Genomic DNA, 17956 nt, shown 5'->3' on the forward strand with positions numbered 1-17956 from the left:
GCGTGCGCGTGGTCGGACAAAGATCGACATGATTGACCAGAATTCAGCAACGGCTAAAGCGCCTCGCCGCAAAGCTGGAGCGCTCAAGCGCTTCTGGCGCTCGGTGCGCGGCCCGCTGGCGAATTCGCCGATCGTCCGCAGCATGATCGTATGGTTGATCACGCAGTTCTTCCGGCTGGTGCATCTGACCAATCCCCGGCTCAAGGGGTCTTCGGACCTCGAAGATATGAAACGCGGGGGGGAGCCGTTCATCGCCGTTGCCTGGCACGGCCAGCATCTGATGGCGCCATTCCTTATGCCGCGCGGCGTGCGCTTCGTCGCCATGTTTTCCAAGAGCAAGGACGCGGAACTCAATGCCCGCGTTGCCGAGCGCTTCGGCGTGGAGATCGTGCGCGGCTCGGGCGGTCGCGACCGCTCGAAAGGGACGGAAAAGGGCGGAGCACGGGCGCTGCTCGTTTTGAAAAAGGCGCTGGCCGAAGGCAAGACCGCAGCGATGATCGCGGATATTCCGCATGGAACGCCGCGCGATAGCGGTCCCGGCGTCATTCTGCTGGCCAAGCTTTCCGGACGGCCGATCCTGCCGATCTGCTACCTGACCACCCGCAGAAAAGTTCTGGAGAAGAGTTGGGACAAGACCACCATTCCCTTGCCATTCGGCAAATCGGGGTTGATTGTCGGCGACCCGATCTTTGTTCCCGAAGATGCAGATGAAGCAATGCTCGAAGCCAAGCGTGTCGAATTGACCAATAGTTTGAACGCGAACACCAAGCGCGTGCATGAACTCGTGGACGGCGCGGCATGAGCGAAAGATGGGCACGCCTGGTGCTTGGCACCTATCGCTGGATTGGCGCGGCAACATTTCCCATTGTCGGCGCCTATGTCGCCTTCCGCGCCAGCAAGGGCAAGGAGGAGCGTGGCCGTCAGGGTGAGCGCTACGGTGTGGCAAGCGTTGCCCGTCCATCCGGTCCGCTTATCTGGGTCCATGCGGCGAGCGTTGGCGAAACGTCGGCTGTCACTCCGCTTGTCGAGGCCATCGTCAACATGGACATCCATGTCGTTTTGACGACCGGGACGGTTACATCGGCGAAGATGGTGCAGGAGCGGCTCGGCGACCGCGTCATCCATCAATATGTGCCGCTCGACCTGAAGCCCGCCGTCGACCGCTTCCTCACCCATTGGCAGCCTGATCTTGCCATCATCTGCGAATCCGAGATTTGGCCGATGACGATCCTTGAACTTGGCACCAGGCGGGTTCCACAGGTGCTCGTCAATGGACGCCTTTCCGATCGCTCCTTTGCCAGTTGGCACAAGCGGCCCTCGATTGCCGAGGCCCTGTTCGAAAATCTCGCCCACGTCGTTGCCCAATCGGATATCGACGGCGAAAGGTTCCGAGCGCTTGGCGCAAGGCCGGTAACGGTGTCCGGCAATCTCAAGGTGGACACGGCCGTGCCGCCCGTGAACAATGCGGAGCTTGCCGCAATGCAGCGCATGATTGGCACCCGCAAGACCTGGGCCGCGATTTCGACGCATCAGGGCGAAGAGGAGATCGTTGCGCAGGTACATCACATGCTGAAAGCGCGCCATCGCGATCTTTTGACGATCATCGTGCCGCGGCATCCTGATCGTGCGCCGGAGATCGCCGAGGCAATCGAAAAAATGGGTATGAAGGTGGCGCTGCGCAGCAAGGCAGATCAGATCGAGCCCGATACGGATATCTATCTCGGCGACACGATCGGCGATATGGGCCTCTATCTGCGCCTCGCGGAGATCGCATTCGTCGGCCGGTCGCTGACCGCGCAAGGCGGGCAGAATCCACTCGAGCCGGCCATGCTCAAATCCGCGATCCTCTCCGGGCGCAATGTTCAGAATTTCCGGGATTCCTATCAGCGCCTGATCAAGAATGGCGCAGCGAAACTGGTGCGCGACAAGGACATGCTCGCTGGCGCGGTCAACTATCTTTTCAATAATCCGGAAGAACGCCAGGTCATGATCGACGCTGGCCTCAAGACCGTCGAGGACATGCGCGGATCACTCGATCGCACCTTGACCGCACTTGAGCCTTTCATCCAGCCTCTCGTTCTGCAGGCACGCCTCAGCAATCGCGAAGGCGGCTGGAAATGATGAGCGAGGCCCCTCCTTTCTGGTGGGAAAAGCCGGATTGGCGGGCCTGGGCGCTAAGCCCGTTTTCCAAAGTCTACGGCAGTGTGGCCGGGCGCCGCATAAGGCGGGCGAAGCCTCCCACCGTTCCGGTCCCGGTGCTTTGCATCGGCAATTTCACCGTCGGCGGTGCGGGAAAGACCCCGACCTCAATCACCTTTGCCAGGGCAGCAATCGCCGCCGGGCTGACGCCCGGCATCGTTTCGCGCGGCTATGGCGGCGCGTTTTCGGGCATGCATCGTGTCGATCCAGAACATGACAGCGCCCGCCTTGTCGGCGACGAACCACTGTTGCTCGCCCGGCACGCGGCGGTCATCGTCACGTCCGACCGCTTTGCCGCGGCACAGGCATTGCAGCAGTCCGGATGCGATTTCATCATCATGGATGACGGCTTTCAAAGCGCCCGCCTGCATTTCGATTTTGCCTTGATGGTGGTAGATGCCGGCCGCGGCATCGGCAATGGTCACGTCTTGCCGGGAGGACCCTTGCGCGCGCCGCTGATCGACCAACTGGTGCGAACCGACGCGGTGCTCAAGATCGGCACAGCGAACGGCGCCGACCGGGTCATTCGCAATGCGGCGCGGGCGGCAAAACCGATCTATGAAGGAGTTCTTAAGCCGATATCGATATCTGAGATAGCCGGCAAACGATTGCTGGCCTTCGCCGGCATTGGCGACCCGTTCAAGTTTTTTACGACGCTTCGCGAAGCGGGCGGCATCGTCGAGAAAACGCGCGCCTTTCCAGACCATCATCCGTACACGGACGAAAATCTCGCCGAACTCGCTGAAGCGGCCGATCGGGAAAACCTGACGCCGGTCACAACAGCCAAAGATCTGGTGAGGCTTCTCGACGGCAGCGAGGCGGCGAGGGCGTTTGCCGCCCGTACGTCGGTTTTGGAGGTAGAACTCGTTTTCAACCAGCCCGGCGCACCTGCTCGCATCATACGTGAAACGCGCGATCGCGCCCGTCACCGGCGCCGGGATGCCTCATAGAATGCCGGGGTACCTCCGGTTGATCCGCGGAGGCGCTTCGCGCATCGGAATATTAAGGCTCGTTCCGGTGGTCTGGCTGTAGAGCCGGTCGTTAGAGAACAGTGTTCCACCGGCGCGGGTAATTTCGACCCCAAGGGCGACGCGGGTCGAGGCTGCAGCCGGAACCCTGATTTCATAGGCGACCGGGAACGTGCCGTTTCCGTTCAGCGTAAAGCTGGTGCGGGCCAGCCGCGGCATTGGAGCCGAATTACCCCGGCTTGCGTCGTAGGCAGTGACGAACACCACTGAGCTTGCAGTGAGGCGTGCCCATGGCGGTCCCTGCAGATAGCCCCGGATTGTCTTTACCGGGCCGGTATACGCCGGCGCATTGCTGGCCGTATCGGTGGTACAACCGCTCACAAGAAATCCAGCCGCGAGAAGTGTGAACAGGGTTGCGCGGCGGGTCAGCATATCGCTCAGCCTTTGCTTCGACTGCGCAGGTCGGGGTTCACCTGAAGCTCGCGCTCGAGCGAAATGCGCGCATCGGCATAGGCCTCCTGACGCGCGACGCTCCAATATTTGAGTTCGTCCAGGGGGATCTTTTCCGAGGTAACCGCACAAAGTACATAGGAACCCGGCGACAGGACCTGAAAGTCGCCGTCGAGATAACGAATTTTGGCTTCGCGCGAGCCGGGTCCTTCAAATCTGTTCATATTCTGCCGATGTTCCAGTCGATTGAATGTTCATTTACGGCTCAGAGTCGCAGGTGGTCAAGCATTGCGCGATTGAAAGCCCCTTATCGCCGACCGAAAAGACGCTCAATGTCGCTGAGTTTCAGCTCGATATAGGTAGGCCGACCGTGATTGCAGGTCCCCGAGCCGGGCGTCGCTTCCATTTGGCGCAACAGCGCATTCATCTCTTCCGGCTTCAACCGCCGTCCAGAGCGGACCGAGCCATGGCAGGCCATGGTAGCTGCGACATGGTCGAGAATGCCTTTCAAACCGTTCGACGTATCGTGCTCGGCGATCTCGTCGGAAAGGTCGCGAACGAGTTGCTGCGCATCGATTTCACCGAGCATGGAAGGCGTTTCCCGCACGGCGATCGCGCCGGGTCCAAAGGCTTCGATACCGAGGCCGAAACGTGCCAACGTTTCTGCATGGGCCGCGAGCCGTTCGACATCCTCTTCCGGCAGGTCGATGATTTCGGGGATGAGCAGCATCTGGGCGGGCAGCGGCCGTGAATGCAATGCGTTTTTCAGTGCCTCATAGACAAGACGTTCATGCGCGGCATGCTGGTCGACAATGACAAGACTGTCCTCGGTCTGCGCGACGATATAGTTGGCGTGCACCTGCGCGCGCGCGGCTCCGAGGGGCGCGGAAAGCAATTCCTTTGGAGCCTCTGTGGCCGCACCGCGTGCATCGGCTGCCACGGCCTGTGCGACATCATAAAGGAATGGCTGCGCCGGTTCGGCAAATCCGCCACGGGTGTCGGCGGCGAGGGCGCCTTCGACTTCGAACGGACGGTATGGGGATTGTTCAACGGAGTAATTCTGATTGACGGCGGCATTGCCGCGCCAATTCTGATGGAGCGGGGCAGGACGTGTGCCTTCTGCGCCGCCAAGCCTGAAAGCATGCAGCATCGCTTCGGCCCCGCTGGTTGCGGCCCGGATGCCGGATTGACCGAGGGCTTCGCGGATCGCCCCGACGATAAGGCCGCGTACAAGCCCCGGATCGCGAAAACGCACATCCGCCTTGGCCGGGTGCACATTCACATCGACCAGCGCCGGATCGAGATTGAGGAACAGGACGACGACCGGGTGGCGGTCGCGCGCGATCACATCGGCATAGGCGCCGCGGATTGCGCCCCAGATTTGCTTGTCGCGCACGGGCCGGCCATTGACATAGGCGAACTGATGCAGGCTGTTGCCACGGTTGAACGCCGGGATGCCGGCAAAGCCGGTCAGGCGCACGCCATCGCGCTCGGCATCGATGGTGATGGCATTTTCCGGAAACTCCTTGCCGAGTACCTGCGAAATCCGCTCCAGCATGCCTGACGATCCAGCGCCGGTCGCCGCCAGCTCGATCGGCGTGCGGTCACTGCCTGCAAGCGAAAAGCGGATATGCGGAAACGCAATGGCGATGCGCTTGACGACATCGCTGATCGCCGATGCCTCGGCCCGGTCGGTCTTCATGAATTTGAGGCGGGCTGGCGTGGCGAAGAAAAGGTCGCGCACTTCCGCGATCGTCCCGCCGTTCATAGGCGTCGGGCGTGGCCCGTCCTGGCGGCCGCCATAGACGCTGATCTCGAAGCCGGAATCCGCGTCGGACGTGCGTGATTTCAGTGACAGGCGCGAGACGGATCCGATAGAAGGCAGGGCCTCGCCGCGAAAACCAAGGGCGCGAATATCGTGCACATCATTGGTGAGTTTCGACGTGCAATGGCGCGCCACCGCAAGGGCAAGTTCGTCGGAGCGAATGCCCGAGCCGTTATCGGTGATGCGGATAAGGTTCTTGCCACCACCGGCGGTGACGACCTCGATCCGCGTTGCGCCCGCATCGATCGAGTTTTCGACGAGTTCCTTGACCACGCTTGCCGGACGTTCGATGACTTCGCCTGCTGCGATCTGGTTGATGATGGTCTCGGTGAGCTGCTTGATGGGCATTGCAAAATCTATAGTGGATTCGCCGCGTCCGCGAAATCCGCGGAGCGCCGGCATCCCCCGGAAAAATCGGCCGGGAAAGCATCTGGTCATCGGATTGGATTTGATGATAGGTCTTGCTGCACATCTAAGGAGGAAAAACAATTATGGCCAATTCCAAGCCGTCCTTCGTCTGGACTGATCCCTTTCTCCTGGAAGAGCAGTTGACCGAAGACGAACGGATGATCCGGGACAGTGCACGGGCGTTTGCGCAAGGCGAACTTCTCCCGCGTATCGAAGAGGCCTATCTGGAAGAAAAGACCGATCCTGCGCTTTTCCGGATGATGGGCGAGTCGGGGCTTCTTGGGGTGACGCTTCCCGAAGAATACGGCACGGCCGGTGCATCCTACGTCGCCTACGGCCTCGTCGCGCGCGAGGTCGAGCGCGTTGACAGCGGTTATCGCTCGATGATGAGCGTGCAGTCGTCACTGGTCATGTACCCGATTTTCGCTTACGGCTCAGAGGAGCAGCGCCGCAAATATCTGCCGAAGCTTGCTTCCGGCGAATGGATCGGCTGTTTCGGCCTCACCGAGCCCGATGCGGGCTCCGACCCTGCCGGCATGAAAACCCGCGCCGAGAAGGTCGCTGACGGCTATCGCCTGTCCGGCTCGAAGATGTGGATTTCAAACTCGCCGATCGCCGATGTCTTTGTCGTCTGGGCGAAGTCGGACGCCCATGACGGTCAGATCCGCGGCTTCGTCCTCGAAAAGGGCATGAAGGGCCTTTCTGCGCCGAAGATCGGCGGCAAGCTGTCGTTGCGCGCCTCGATCACCGGCGAGGTGGTCATGGACGGGGTCGTTGTCGGCGAAGAGCATCTTCTGCCCAATGTCTCCGGGCTCAAGGGCCCGTTCGGCTGCCTCAATCGCGCCCGCTACGGCATTTCCTGGGGCGTCCTCGGCGCCGCCGAAGATTGCTGGCAGCGGACCGTCCAGTACGGGCTCGACCGCAAGCAATTCGGCCGCCCGCTCGCCGCCACCCAGCTGTTCCAGAAGAAGTTCGCGGACATGCAGACGGAAATCACGCTTGGCCTGCAGGCCTCCCTGCGTGTCGGTCGCCTGTTCGACGAAGGCAAGGTCGCGCCGGAAATGATCAGCCTCGTCAAGCGCAACAATTGCGGCAAGGCGCTCGACATCGCCCGCATGGCGCGCGACATGCACGGCGGTAATGGCATACAGATCGGCTATCATGTGATGCGCCACGCCCAGAACCTCGAAACGGTCAATACCTATGAGGGCACGCACGACGTGCATGCGCTCATCCTTGGCCGGGCGCAGACTGGTATCCAGGCCTTCTTCTGACGCTATCGTCGGATGGACTTCGGTCTGCGAAGCCAAGGGCGTTCGTATCGTCAAGTCGCTGAAAGACCAGGATTATGACTGGCGCGCCTTCGTCTTCGCCGACCCGGACGGCAACCGGGTCGACGTCGGGCAGCGGATTTAGACGCGGCCTTCGCGCTGTGCGATGAGCTTGTCCACAGCGGCAAGGAGGATGCACAGCGCGATACCTTCAGAAGCGAGACGCACCTCTTCCCGTGATGGAAATGTCGGAGCAAGGCGCAGCGTGCTGTCGTTGGGATCGCGGCCGTAAGGAGAGGTGGCGCCTGCCGGGGTCAGAACCACGCCGGCTTCGCGTGCCAGTTCTACCACGTCGCGCGCGGTGCCGTGCATGGCGTCGACGCAGATGAAATAGCCGCCATCCGGCTTCGTCCACCGCGCAACGCCAGTGCCGCCGAGGCGGGTTTCCAGCGCCTCGATGACCGAATCGAATTTCGGCGCGATGAGGGCGCGGTGCGCGTCCATATGGCGGGCCAGGCCCTCCATGCTCTTCAGAAAGCGCACATGCCGCAACTGGTTCAGTTTGTCTGGCCCTATGGTGCGTTTGCCGGCCCGGGCGAGATACCATTTCACATTTGCCGCTGACGAGGCGAACAGGGCGAGCCCCGCGCCGGCGAGCGTAATCTTGGAGGTCGATGCGAAGACGAAGGCGCGGTCGGGATGGCCGGCCTGCGCGCAAAGCTCGATAATATTGGCAATCTCGTGCCGCTCTGTCGTCAGGTGGTGCACCGCATAGGCGTTGTCCCAGAACAGGCGGAAGTCGGGCGCGCCAGTTCGCATGGCTGCGAGGCGTTCAATCGTTTCGGTCGAATAGGTTTCGCCCGAGGGATTGGAGTATTTGGGAACGCACCACATGCCCTTGACGTCGGGATCGGCGACGAGTTCCTCGACCAGGTCCATATCGGGCCCGTGCCCGGTGAGCGGCACCGGGAGCAGGCGAATGCCATACTCCTCGCAGATGGCGAAATGCCTGTCGTAGCCGGGAACCGGGCAGATGAAGGCCGGCGCGCCCGATTGCTGCGACCACGGCTCCATTTCGCCCGGTACGCCCTTCACCATCGCCCAGAGCAAACAATCATGCATCATGGCGAGGCTCGAATTGTCACCGACGACGATGCGATCGGCCGACGCACCCATCATGGGAGAGAACAATGCGCGGGTTTCGGCAAGACCCTGGAGCCCGCCATAGTTGCGGGCATCTTCGCCTGCCTCACTGTAGTGGTCGCCATTGCCTGGAAGAACCAGCATGCCATTGGCGAGATCGAGCTGTTCCGGGCTCGGCTTGCCGCGGGTCATGTCGATCTTCAGCCCCTTGGCGCGGAAGTTTTCGTAATCGCGCAGGACGCGGTTGCGCAGGGCGTCGAGTTCATCGGCGCCAAGATCAGCGATGGCGAGCATGTGGTTAGCCCTTCTGCTGCTGGACGATGCCGTAAATATTGGTCGAGCGGGCGCCCGAGCGGCAATAGGCGAGGACGGGACCCTCAGCCTCATCCAGCGCGCGCGCCATGGCGTCGACGTCGTCCTGTGTCAATTGCCCGGAAACGACAGGAACGTAGTAAATCGCTATGCCCGCTTTTTCGGCAACGTTCTTGATCTCGGCAAAGTTGGGCTGATCGGCCGATTCACCGTCCGGGCGGTTGCAAATGATCGTGTGGTAGCCTGCCGCGGCGAGATCGCGCACGTCGTCGGGTGAAATCTGGCCGCTCACGGCGTAGCCTTCGTCGATTTGACGGATATCCATCTTATGTCCCTGGGAAGTGTGAAAGTCGCCTCACCATACATCAAACGATGGTCAACGCCATCTGAAAAGCATCTCTCTCGCCCAACGGTGATTAAATTATCATCACTATTACATATATGACTAAAGTATAAGCGGAAGTGCCGAGTTTTAGCGACGCGCAAACCTCGCGCCTCCAAGCCAGCTTAGCGGGAGGAGGCGCTAAAATACCGATAAATTTGAATAATTTATAATTTTCAATGCGGCTGCCGGAGTTGGCACACTCATTGCATTTAATCCCTTGGTACACACAACCAAAAAGAGGGGTTTACCTGAATGTCCAGTCTAACAGCCAGATTTATCGGGACTTTTGCGGCCGCGGCCATGGGCGCGGCGCTGGCTTTCTCGCCTGCTATAGCTGCGGATGACACGATCAAGGTCGGCATCCTGCACTCCCTTTCCGGGACCATGGCGATTTCCGAAACCACGCTCAAGGACACGATGCTGTTCCTCATCGATGAGCAGAACAAGAAGGGCGGCGTGCTTGGCAAGAAGCTCGAGGCGGTGGTCGTCGATCCGGCGTCCGATTGGCCGCTCTTTGCCGAAAAGGCCCGCCAGCTGATCGAGCAGGACAAGGTCGCGGCCGTCTTCGGTTGCTGGACCTCATCGTCGCGCAAATCGGTGCTGCCGGTCTTCGAAGAGCTCAACTCCATGTTGTTCTATCCCGTCCAGTATGAGGGCGAGGAAAGTTCGCGCAACGTCTTCTATACGGGCGCCGCGCCGAACCAGCAGGCGATCCCTGCCGTCGATTATCTCGCCAAGGAAGAGGGTGTCGAGCGCTGGGTACTCGCCGGTACCGACTACGTCTATCCGCAGACCACGAACAAGATTTTGAAGGCCTACCTCAACGCCAAGGGCGTCAAGGATGAGGATATCATGATCAACTACACGCCGTTCGGCCATTCCGACTGGCAGACGATCGTCTCCGACATCAAGAAATTCGGTTCGGCCGGCAAGAAGACCGCAGTCGTTTCGACCATCAACGGCGATGCGAACGTACCCTTCTATAAGGAACTCGCAAACCAAGGCATCAAGGCGGAAGACATTCCCGTCGTTGCCTTCTCGGTGGGTGAAGAAGAACTTGCGGGCCTCGATACCAAGCCGCTGGTTGGCCACCTTGCCGCCTGGAACTACTTCCAGTCGGTCGATGCCGATGCCAATGCCGAGTTCATCAAGGAATGGCACGCCTATACCAAGAACGACAAGCGCGTGACCAACGACCCGATGGAAGCGACCTATATCGGTTTCAACATGTGGGTGAAGGCAGTTGAAGCTGCCGGTACCACGGATTCCAATGCGGTGATCGATTCCATCGTCGGCGTGTCGGTACCGAACCTGTCCGGCGGCTCTGCCACGATGATGCCGAACCATCACATCACAAAGCCTGTGCTGATCGGCGAAGTGCAGGACGACGGCCAGTTCGACATTGTCTATCAGACGCCCGGTCTCGTTGTCGGCGACGAATGGTCCGATTACCTGCCGGGCTCCAAGGACCTCATCTCCGATTGGCGCAAGCCGATGTCATGCGGCAATTTCAACGTCGTCAGCGGCAAGTGCGGCGGCGTGACCAACTGATGCCTACCCGGCTTCGGTTTGGGGCACATCCGAAGCCACTCCACCTCCGCGCAAGTGGGGGTGGAGCCACTCCGAGGATACTCGTACCCAGGATTGTTTTATGCAATTGATCCGCTTGCTGGCCGTATTCCTTGTGCTCTCGGGCGTGTTTGCGCCCGGAATGGAAGCGCGGGCTGAAACGGTCGACGATGCCACGCTGCGGCCGCTCATCCAGGCCCTTGCTGCAGAAAATTTCGACGAGACGACGAAGGCGGTTTCCGGCCTCGCCAAGACCGGCGATGCGCGCGTATCCGCCATCCTCAACGCGCTGACGGCCGGCGATCTATACATCGTCAAGGCGGACAAGGCCGTTTTCATCGGCAAACGCGATGGCTCGGATTACGCCGCCACCGATCCCCTGACGGGTGCCAAGCTTGCACCCGTGCCGCGCAATGCCGCGGAAAAGATCAAGGTCAACAACCGTCTGCGCCGCGATATAGCAGCGGCGATCGGCGGGCTCACGCTGATGAGCGACAATCCTGCGGAACGACGCTCCGCCGCCGAAACAATTCTGAAGACCCGCGGTCCCGAGTCCATCGCTTTGCTCGATCAGGCCATCGCGGCGGAAAAAGATAGCGGAATCAAGGCCGTGATGCAGCAGGCGAAAGCTGCGGCGGTGCTGAATTCGACCGCGCCGGATGACGCCAAGATCGCAGCGATTGCTGAGGTCACCGCCGGCAACAGCCGCGACGCACTGGGACTCCTGACGCCGCTCCAGGGTAGCGACGGCCCAGTGGGCGACGCCGCGCGTTCGGCGATCGACAGCATCAACAGCAAGCTCGCCTTGTGGAACGGCATCCAGAATATCGTCTACGGTCTGTCGCTGGGCTCCGTGCTGCTGCTTGCGGCGATCGGTCTGGCGATCACCTTCGGCGTCATGGGCGTCATCAACATGGCCCACGGCGAAATGGTCATGATCGGCGCCTATACTACCTTTGTCGTGCAGCAGATCATCCGCGCCTCGGCGCCGGGCCTTTTCGATTATTCGTTGCTCATTGCGCTGCCTGCGGCCTTCATCGTCTCGGGCGCCGTCGGCGTCGTCATCGAGCGCGGCATCATACGCTTCCTCTATGGCCGTCCGCTGGAAACCCTGCTTGCGACATGGGGCATTTCGCTGGTCCTGCAGCAGGCGATCCGCTCCTGGTTCGGCGCTTCAAACGTTCAGGTCGGCAACCCATCATGGATGGCGGGGTCGTTCGATCTCGGTCTCCTGACGCTCACCTGGTCGCGCCTGTGGATCATCGTCTTTGCCCTTTCGGTCTTCGCGGTGCTGCAGCTGGTGCTGAAGAAGACGATGCTCGGGCTGCGCATGCGCGCCGTCACCCAGAACCGGCGCATGGCCTCCGCCATGGGCATCAGGACGCCCTGGGTCGATGCACTGACCTTTGGCCTCGGCTCCGGCATTGCCGGCATTGCCGGCGTGGCGCTGAGCCAGATCGACAATGTCAGCCCCAACCTGGGTCAGGGCTATATCATCGACAGTTTCATGGTCGTCGTCTTCGGCGGTGTCGGCAATCTTTGGGGAACGCTGGTCGGCGCGATGTCGCTTGGCATAGCCAACAAGTTCCTCGAACCTTTCGCGGGAGCCGTCCTCGGTAAGATCCTCGTCCTGGTGCTGATCATCCTGTTCATCCAGAAGCGTCCGCGTGGTCTCTTCGCACTCAAGGGAAGGGCCATCGAGGCATGATCACGCAGTGGTTTTTCACCCATGTCGACCGTCGTGGTGCAATCGTCATCGCCTTGCTGGTGGCGCTGGCCTGCCTCGTGCCCCTCTCGAACCTGCTGCTGCCGCCGACATCGGCCTTGCATGTGCCGACCTATCTCGTGTCGCTGATCGGCAAGTACCTGACCTACGCCCTGCTGGCGGTCGCTCTTGATCTTGTCTGGGGATTTTGCGGCATCCTTTCGCTCGGCCATGGCGCATTCTTCGCGCTCGGCGGCTATGCGATGGGCATGTACCTGATGCGCCAGATCGGTCCGCGCGGCGTCTATGCCGATCCGGTGCTGCCCGACTTCATGGTGTTCCTCAACTGGAAGGAACTGCCGTGGTTCTGGCACGGCTTCAACCATTTCTGGTTCGCGGCGCTCATGGTTGTGCTGGTCCCCGGCGTTCTCGCCTTTGGCTTCGGCTGGCTTGCCTTCCGCTCGCGTGTCACCGGCGTTTATCTGTCGATCATCACCCAGGCTCTGACCTACGCCTTGCTTCTTGCGTTCTTCCGCAACGACATGGGATTTGGCGGAAATAACGGCCTCACCGATTTCAAGGATATTCTCGGCTTCAACATCCAGGCGGACAGCACGCGCTCGATGCTGTTTGCGGCAACGGCATTGTTCCTGGCGCTTGCCGTATTCGTAACCAGTTTCATTGTCCGCTCCAAACTCGGCAAGGTCCTCGTCGGCGTGCGCGACGCGGAGAGCCGCATGCGCTTTCTGGGCTATCGGGTGGATCGCTACAAGCTCTTCGTCTGGACGGTCTCCGCCATGATGGCGGGCATTGCCGGCGCGCTTTATGTGCCGCAGGTCGGCATCATCAATCCCTCCGAATTCGAGCCTGCCAATTCCATCGAAGCGGTGATCTGGGTTGCCGTGGGAGGCCGCGGCACTATCATCGGGCCAATTCTCGGCGCGGTGCTGGTCAATTTCGGCAAGACCTATTTCACCGCGGCATTTCCGGAGATCTGGCTGTTCGCGCTCGGCGCGCTCTTCATCCTCGTCACCCTGTTCCTTCCGAAAGGCATACTCGGCCTTTACGGCACATGGCAGACAAAGCGAAAGGACCGCATCGCTCGCAAGCGCAGCGAACCGGGCTCCCCGGCAACAGAACGTGCGACACCGATCGCCGAACCCCAGGCAGCGGAGTAGACCATGAAAGCCAAGGATACACTCCTCTATCTCGATGGCGTGTCGGTCTCGTTTGACGGATTTCGCGCCATCAACAATCTGTCGCTTGTGCTCCAGGCCGGTGAAATGCGCGCAGTCATCGGCCCGAACGGCGCCGGCAAGACAACGATGATGGATATCATCACCGGCAAGACCCGCCCGGATACGGGCGACGTTTATTTCAAGGGCGAGATCGACCTTACCCGCCACGACGAGGCGGAAATCGCACTGCTCGGCATCGGCCGCAAGTTTCAGAAGCCGACTGTTTTTGAAAGCCATACCGTCGAGGACAATCTTGTGCTTGCGCTGGCCGGCCCGCGCTCGGCCCTCTCGGCGCTGTTCCATCGCCAAAGCGCCGACGAGGCGGAACGGATCGACGACATTCTTCACACGATCCGGCTGCACACCAAGCGGGACTGGCTGGCTGCAAATCTCTCGCATGGCCAGAAGCAGTGGCTGGAGATCGGCATGTTGCTCGCGCAAGATCCGAAGCTGCTGCTCGTCGACGAGCCTGTCGCGGGCATGACAGATGCTGAAACGGCGGAGACCGCCAAGCTCCTGCATGAAATTGCCAAGACGCGCTCGGTACTTGTGGTCGAACACGACATGCATTTCGTGCGCGAGCTCGACGTCAAGGTCACGTGCCTCCATGAAGGCTCGGTTCTGGCGGAAGGCTCGCTCGACTATGTCAGCAGCGACCAGCGCGTCATCGAAGTTTACCTCGGACGATAGGAACATCATGCTCAGCGTTGAAAATGCCTCTCTCCACTATGGTGCCGCTCAGGCGCTGCGCGGCGTATCGCTCGAGGTCAAGCCGAAGTCCATCACCTGCGTTCTCGGCCGCAACGGTGTCGGCAAGACAAGCATGCTGCGCGCCATCGTCGGCCAGCACCCGCTGTCATCGGGATCGATCCGCTTCGAAGGCGCGCCGATCGACCGGAAGCCTTCCTATGAGCGTGCACGCGCCGGCATTGCCTTCGTTCCGCAAGGCCGCGAGATTTTTCCGCTGCTCACCGTCCGTGAAAATCTGGCAACCGGATTTGCCGCCGCCTCACGCGGCAATCGTACCGTGCCCGCGGAAGTTTACGAGCTGTTTCCGGTCCTGAAGACGATGCTGGGTCGCAGGGGCGGCGATCTTTCCGGCGGCCAGCAGCAACAACTGGCAATCGGCCGTGCGCTGGTGACGCGGCCGAAATTGCTGGTGCTCGATGAACCGACCGAGGGTATCCAGCCATCGATCATCAAGGATATCGGCCGCGCTATCCAGTTTCTGCGCGATCAGGCCGGCCTCGCCATCCTTCTCGTCGAGCAGTATCTCGACTTCTGCCGCGAACTCGCCGACCATGTCTACATCATGGATCGCGGTGAGATCGTTCATTCCGGCGATGCGCCGAGCCTCGACCGGCCGGAGGTCCGCAAGTTCCTGACTGTTTGAATTTGCCTTGCTGACGACACGTCAACATCGCTAGGTTCGCTCCGAAGGAGCAACCTTGATGATCGACAAGCTGGAATTTTTCATCGCGCTGGCGCGGCATCGGCATTTCGGTCGTGCCGCCGAGGAATGCGGCGTAACCCAGCCCACCTTGTCGGCCGCCATCCGTCAGCTCGAGGACACGCTCGGCGTCGTTCTCGTCCAGCGCGGCTCGCGCTTCAAGGGCCTTACGTCCGAAGGCCAGCGCGTTCTTGAATGGGCGCGGCGCATCGTCGGCGATACGCGCACCATGCGCGAGGAATTGCGCGCCGCCCGCCTTGGACTTGCCGGTCACGTAAAGATCGCGGCAATTCCGACCGCGCTCGCCATGGTGTCGCGGCTGACGACACCGTTTCGGGAGAAGCACCCGGACGTGACGTTCTCGGTAACGTCGCGCACTTCGCTTGAAGTGCTGACGCTACTCAGCAATTTCGAAATCGATGTCGGTATCAGCTATCTCGACAATGAGCCGCTCGGGCGTGTCACTTCGGTGCCGCTTTATACCGAGCGCTACCAGCTCATCACATCGGCCGGGAGTACCCACGCCGACCGGCAGTCCGTCACCTGGAGGGAGGTGGGGCAATTGCCGCTGTGCCTGCTCACCATGGACATGCAGAACCGCCGCCTCATCAACAAGCATTTGCAAGAGGCGGGAATAGAGGTGCATCCGACGCTCGAATCAAATTCGATGATCGTGCTGTTCTCGCACATTCGCACTGGCAAATGGGCGAGCATCATGCCGCTCAACCTTGCTGAGACGCTCGGATTTGCCGAACCTATCCGCGCCATCCCCATTGTCGAGCCCGATGCGCGCCACCTTGTCGGGCTCGTTGCGGCCGACCGCGAACCGCATACCCCACTGGTTTCGGCGCTTCTGCACGAAGCGCGTGCCCTTGCGCAAAGCTTGGATATGGTTTGATAGAAATCTTCTATCGAACGACGAGACTGCGATATTGATATATAGTGCCATATTTGATCTGTTCTAAAGAACAGGGAGAAACATGAGGGAGGGCACTGCACAGAATGCAGAGTGCAAGTACCGATATCGCCGAAAGGGCGATAGGCATTATCGATCAATTGAAGGGCAAAGAAGGCCCTCTGCTTCCGATCTTGCACGAGTTGCAGGCTGAGTTCGGCTATGTTCCAAGCGAAACGCTGCCGATCATCGCCAGCGCTCTCAATATTTCGCGCGCCGAGGTCCACGGTGTTTTCACATTCTATCACGACTACCGCGATCATCCGACGGGGCGGCACGTTCTGAAGCTGTGCCGGGCTGAATCCTGCCAGTCGATGGGCGGCGATGCGCTGGCCGATCGCGCCCGCGAACTTCTCGGGATTGATTGGCACGGCACCACCCCTGATGGTGCCGTAACACTTGAACCCGTCTACTGCCTTGGTCTTTGCGCCTGCTCGCCTTCGGCAATGCTCGATGGTGAAGTGATTGGTCGTCTTGACGCAGAAAGGCTTGAAGAGATCGCGACGGAGGTGCGGCTATGACCGTGACCTTCTACGTTCCGCGCGATTCAGGCGCGCTCGCGCTCGGCGCCGAGCGGGTTGCAAAGGCTCTCCAGTCCGAAATCGACAGCCGCGGTCTCGATGCCCGCATCGTGCGCAATGGTTCGCGCGGCATGTATTGGCTTGAACCTTTGGTCGAGGTCGAAACGCTATCCGGCCGCGTGGCCTATGGTCCGGTCAAGGCGTCGGAGGTGCCGGCATTGCTGGACAACGGGATGGGCGAGGGCAGGGTGCATCCGCTCTGGCTCGGTCTTACGGATCAGCTGCCGTTCCTCGCGCGACAGACGCGGCTGACCTTCGCTCGTTGCGGCATCATCGATCCCGTGTCGCTTGAGGATTATCGTGCCCACGACGGCCTCAAGGGCCTGGAAAACGCACTTACGCTGGCCCCGGCCGGGATCGTCGCCCAGGTGACGGAATCCGGACTGCGCGGCCGTGGCGGCGCAGGTTTCCCGACCGGCATCAAGTGGAAGACCGTGCTCGACACCGCAGGCGCGCAAAAATACATCGTCTGCAACGCCGATGAAGGCGATAGCGGCACATTCGCCGACCGCATGATCATGGAAGGCGATCCTTTTGTCCTCATCGAGGGCATGACGATTGCCGGTATCGCCACTGGTGCGACCAAGGGCTATGTCTATATCCGCTCCGAGTATCCGCATGCGGTTGCTGTGATGAACGAGGCGGTCGAGGTTGCGCGCCGGGCGGGCGTGCTTGGAAAATCGGTGCTCGGGTCGCCCTATGCATTCGACCTGGAGGTGCGCGTTGGCGCCGGTGCCTATGTCTGCGGTGAAGAGACTGCCTTGCTCGAAAGCCTTGAAGGTCGCCGCGGCATCGTACGTGCCAAGCCGCCGCTTCCCGCCCACAAGGGCCTTTTCGGCCGTCCGACCGTCATCAACAATGTGATCTCGCTGGCCTCGGTCCCGGTCATTCTCGACAAGGGTGCCACCTTCTACAAGGATTTCGGCATGGGCCGGTCGCGCGGCACCATCCCGCTGCAGATCGCCGGCAACGTCAAGCATGGCGGCCTTTTCGAAACGGCATTCGGCCTGACGCTCGGTGACATCGTCGATGATATTGGCGGCGGCACGGCAAGCGGCCGCCCGGTAAAGGCGGTGCAGGTGGGCGGTCCGCTCGGTGCCTATTTCCCGCGCGAACTCTTCGATACGCCCTTCGACTACGAGGCGTTCGCGGCGAAGGACGGCCTTATCGGCCATGCCGGTCTCGTCGTTTTCGACGATACGGTCGATATGCTGAAGCAGGCGCGGTTCGCCATGGAATTCTGCGCGGTCGAATCCTGCGGCAAGTGCACGCCCTGCCGCATCGGTTCGACGCGCGGCGTCGAGGTGGTGGATCGCATCGCAGCCAATGTCGAGCCTGAAAAACAGATCAAGGTTCTGACTGATTTATGTAATACAATGAAGTTCGGCTCGCTCTGTGCCCTTGGCGGTTTCACGCCCTATCCCGTCATGAGCGCGCTGACGCATTTTCCTGAAGATTTCCGGCCGGCGCCTGTCGCCCAGGCTGCGGAATAGGAGA

Annotated in this window: 17 protein-coding genes and 1 pseudogene; 13 read left to right on the forward strand and 5 right to left on the reverse strand. The window is 60.8% G+C overall.

Features of this window, described 5'->3' with window-relative positions; genetic code table 11:
- The first annotated feature begins 28 nt into the window (after positions 1–28).
- The 3 genes from AC1DNI_RS05510 to lpxK are packed head-to-tail and all read left to right on the forward strand — an operon-like array spanning position 29 to position 3149.
- Complete coding sequence (locus AC1DNI_RS05510) at positions 29–802, forward strand: lysophospholipid acyltransferase family protein (RefSeq protein ID WP_036813294.1); 774 nt, start codon at positions 29–31, stop codon at positions 800–802.
- Positions 799–2121, forward strand: coding sequence for a lipid IV(A) 3-deoxy-D-manno-octulosonic acid transferase (waaA, locus tag AC1DNI_RS05515; protein ID WP_477691109.1), 1323 nt, complete (start codon positions 799–801; stop codon positions 2119–2121). The genes AC1DNI_RS05510 and waaA overlap by 4 nt, the downstream gene beginning before the upstream one ends.
- A complete protein-coding gene (gene lpxK / locus AC1DNI_RS05520; RefSeq protein ID WP_477691110.1) occupies positions 2118–3149 on the forward strand; it encodes a tetraacyldisaccharide 4'-kinase in 1032 nt (343 codons plus the stop codon). Before waaA ends, lpxK begins: the two co-directional genes overlap by 4 nt.
- Here lpxK and AC1DNI_RS05525 read toward each other — a convergent pair.
- From AC1DNI_RS05525 to mutL, 3 genes are all read right to left on the reverse strand, one after another.
- Positions 3144–3599, reverse strand: a complete 456-nt coding sequence (locus tag AC1DNI_RS05525; protein ID WP_477691111.1) for a hypothetical protein — start codon at positions 3597–3599, stop codon at positions 3144–3146. The genes lpxK and AC1DNI_RS05525 overlap by 6 nt on opposite strands.
- Before the next feature lie 5 nt (positions 3600–3604).
- On the reverse strand, positions 3605–3841 hold the full coding sequence (locus tag AC1DNI_RS05530) for a DUF2093 domain-containing protein (protein ID WP_027230185.1): 237 nt from the start codon (positions 3839–3841) through the stop codon (positions 3605–3607).
- Positions 3842–3924: 83 nt separating this feature from the next.
- Positions 3925–5790, reverse strand: a complete 1866-nt coding sequence (gene mutL, locus AC1DNI_RS05535) for a DNA mismatch repair endonuclease MutL (RefSeq protein WP_477691112.1) — start codon at positions 5788–5790, stop codon at positions 3925–3927.
- A gap of 143 nt (positions 5791–5933) precedes the next feature.
- On the opposite strand from mutL, the gene AC1DNI_RS05540 reads away from it, so the two are divergent.
- Together AC1DNI_RS05540 and AC1DNI_RS05545 are read left to right on the forward strand one after the other, a co-directional pair.
- A complete protein-coding gene (locus AC1DNI_RS05540; protein WP_477691113.1) occupies positions 5934–7124 on the forward strand; it encodes an acyl-CoA dehydrogenase in 1191 nt (396 codons plus the stop codon).
- 19 nt (positions 7125–7143) lie between these two features.
- Positions 7144–7266, forward strand: a pseudogene (locus AC1DNI_RS05545) (VOC family protein); the annotation flags it as partial.
- Here AC1DNI_RS05545 and AC1DNI_RS05550 read toward each other — a convergent pair.
- Both AC1DNI_RS05550 and AC1DNI_RS05555 read right to left on the reverse strand, forming a co-directional pair.
- Entirely contained in the window at positions 7263–8558 is a 1296-nt protein-coding gene (locus tag AC1DNI_RS05550) for an aspartate aminotransferase type Ic (RefSeq protein ID WP_477691114.1), read from the reverse strand. The pseudogene AC1DNI_RS05545 and the gene AC1DNI_RS05550 sit on opposite strands and share 4 nt — an antisense overlap.
- 4 nt (positions 8559–8562) lie before the next feature.
- A complete protein-coding gene (locus AC1DNI_RS05555; RefSeq protein WP_091919583.1) occupies positions 8563–8901 on the reverse strand; it encodes a protein tyrosine phosphatase family protein in 339 nt (112 codons plus the stop codon).
- Between the two features lie 312 nt (positions 8902–9213).
- Between AC1DNI_RS05555 and urtA the strand changes: the two genes are divergently transcribed.
- The 8 genes from urtA to AC1DNI_RS05595 all read left to right on the forward strand — a co-directional run bounded on the left by urtA (position 9214) and on the right by AC1DNI_RS05595 (position 17952).
- On the forward strand, positions 9214–10512 hold the full coding sequence (urtA, locus tag AC1DNI_RS05560) for an urea ABC transporter substrate-binding protein (protein WP_091919581.1): 1299 nt from the start codon (positions 9214–9216) through the stop codon (positions 10510–10512).
- A 100-nt stretch (positions 10513–10612) separates the two neighbouring features.
- On the forward strand, positions 10613–12238 hold the full coding sequence (urtB, locus tag AC1DNI_RS05565) for an urea ABC transporter permease subunit UrtB (RefSeq protein WP_477691115.1): 1626 nt from the start codon (positions 10613–10615) through the stop codon (positions 12236–12238).
- Positions 12235–13413, forward strand: a complete 1179-nt coding sequence (gene urtC, locus AC1DNI_RS05570) for an urea ABC transporter permease subunit UrtC (protein ID WP_477691116.1) — start codon at positions 12235–12237, stop codon at positions 13411–13413. The genes urtB and urtC overlap by 4 nt, the downstream gene beginning before the upstream one ends.
- A gap of 3 nt (positions 13414–13416) precedes the next feature.
- Positions 13417–14163 carry an urea ABC transporter ATP-binding protein UrtD gene (gene urtD, locus AC1DNI_RS05575; RefSeq protein WP_477691117.1) on the forward strand — a complete coding sequence of 249 codons (747 nt, stop codon included), beginning with the start codon at positions 13417–13419 and terminating at the stop codon, positions 14161–14163.
- A gap of 7 nt (positions 14164–14170) precedes the next feature.
- A complete protein-coding gene (gene urtE, locus AC1DNI_RS05580; RefSeq protein ID WP_027230177.1) occupies positions 14171–14866 on the forward strand; it encodes an urea ABC transporter ATP-binding subunit UrtE in 696 nt (231 codons plus the stop codon).
- A gap of 58 nt (positions 14867–14924) precedes the next feature.
- Positions 14925–15821 carry a LysR family transcriptional regulator gene (locus AC1DNI_RS05585; protein WP_027230176.1) on the forward strand — a complete coding sequence of 299 codons (897 nt, stop codon included), beginning with the start codon at positions 14925–14927 and terminating at the stop codon, positions 15819–15821.
- Positions 15822–15925: 104 nt separating this feature from the next.
- Positions 15926–16399 (forward strand): formate dehydrogenase subunit gamma, encoded by a 474-nt coding sequence (locus tag AC1DNI_RS05590; protein WP_477691118.1) that lies wholly within the window; start codon positions 15926–15928, stop codon positions 16397–16399.
- Complete coding sequence (locus AC1DNI_RS05595) at positions 16396–17952, forward strand: formate dehydrogenase beta subunit (protein ID WP_477691119.1); 1557 nt, start codon at positions 16396–16398, stop codon at positions 17950–17952. The genes AC1DNI_RS05590 and AC1DNI_RS05595 overlap by 4 nt, the downstream gene beginning before the upstream one ends.
- Positions 17953–17956: the final 4 nt, after the last annotated feature.

It is taken from the genome of Phyllobacterium sp. 01N428 (assembly GCF_056399405.1).

What these genes read in the sequence shown, in the direction of transcription:
- urtB (WP_477691115.1), top strand. Translation starts at nt 10,613, where the DNA reads ATGCAATTGATCCGCTTGCTGGCCGTATTCCTTGTGCTCTCGGGCGTG.
- AC1DNI_RS05550 (WP_477691114.1), bottom strand. Translation starts at nt 8,558, where the DNA reads ATGCTCGCCATCGCTGATCTTGGCGCCGATGAACTCGACGCCCTGCGC.
- AC1DNI_RS05540 (WP_477691113.1), top strand. Translation starts at nt 5,934, where the DNA reads ATGGCCAATTCCAAGCCGTCCTTCGTCTGGACTGATCCCTTTCTCCTG.
- AC1DNI_RS05585 (WP_027230176.1), top strand. Translation starts at nt 14,925, where the DNA reads ATGATCGACAAGCTGGAATTTTTCATCGCGCTGGCGCGGCATCGGCAT.
- mutL (WP_477691112.1), bottom strand. Translation starts at nt 5,790, where the DNA reads ATGCCCATCAAGCAGCTCACCGAGACCATCATCAACCAGATCGCAGCA.
- urtC (WP_477691116.1), top strand. Translation starts at nt 12,235, where the DNA reads ATGATCACGCAGTGGTTTTTCACCCATGTCGACCGTCGTGGTGCAATC.
- urtD (WP_477691117.1), top strand. Translation starts at nt 13,417, where the DNA reads ATGAAAGCCAAGGATACACTCCTCTATCTCGATGGCGTGTCGGTCTCG.
- urtE (WP_027230177.1), top strand. Translation starts at nt 14,171, where the DNA reads ATGCTCAGCGTTGAAAATGCCTCTCTCCACTATGGTGCCGCTCAGGCG.
- lpxK (WP_477691110.1), top strand. Translation starts at nt 2,118, where the DNA reads ATGATGAGCGAGGCCCCTCCTTTCTGGTGGGAAAAGCCGGATTGGCGG.
- AC1DNI_RS05595 (WP_477691119.1), top strand. Translation starts at nt 16,396, where the DNA reads ATGACCGTGACCTTCTACGTTCCGCGCGATTCAGGCGCGCTCGCGCTC.
- AC1DNI_RS05530 (WP_027230185.1), bottom strand. Translation starts at nt 3,841, where the DNA reads ATGAACAGATTTGAAGGACCCGGCTCGCGCGAAGCCAAAATTCGTTAT.
- waaA (WP_477691109.1), top strand. Translation starts at nt 799, where the DNA reads ATGAGCGAAAGATGGGCACGCCTGGTGCTTGGCACCTATCGCTGGATT.
- urtA (WP_091919581.1), top strand. Translation starts at nt 9,214, where the DNA reads ATGTCCAGTCTAACAGCCAGATTTATCGGGACTTTTGCGGCCGCGGCC.
- AC1DNI_RS05525 (WP_477691111.1), bottom strand. Translation starts at nt 3,599, where the DNA reads ATGCTGACCCGCCGCGCAACCCTGTTCACACTTCTCGCGGCTGGATTT.
- AC1DNI_RS05555 (WP_091919583.1), bottom strand. Translation starts at nt 8,901, where the DNA reads ATGGATATCCGTCAAATCGACGAAGGCTACGCCGTGAGCGGCCAGATT.
- AC1DNI_RS05510 (WP_036813294.1), top strand. Translation starts at nt 29, where the DNA reads ATGATTGACCAGAATTCAGCAACGGCTAAAGCGCCTCGCCGCAAAGCT.
- AC1DNI_RS05590 (WP_477691118.1), top strand. Translation starts at nt 15,926, where the DNA reads ATGCAGAGTGCAAGTACCGATATCGCCGAAAGGGCGATAGGCATTATC.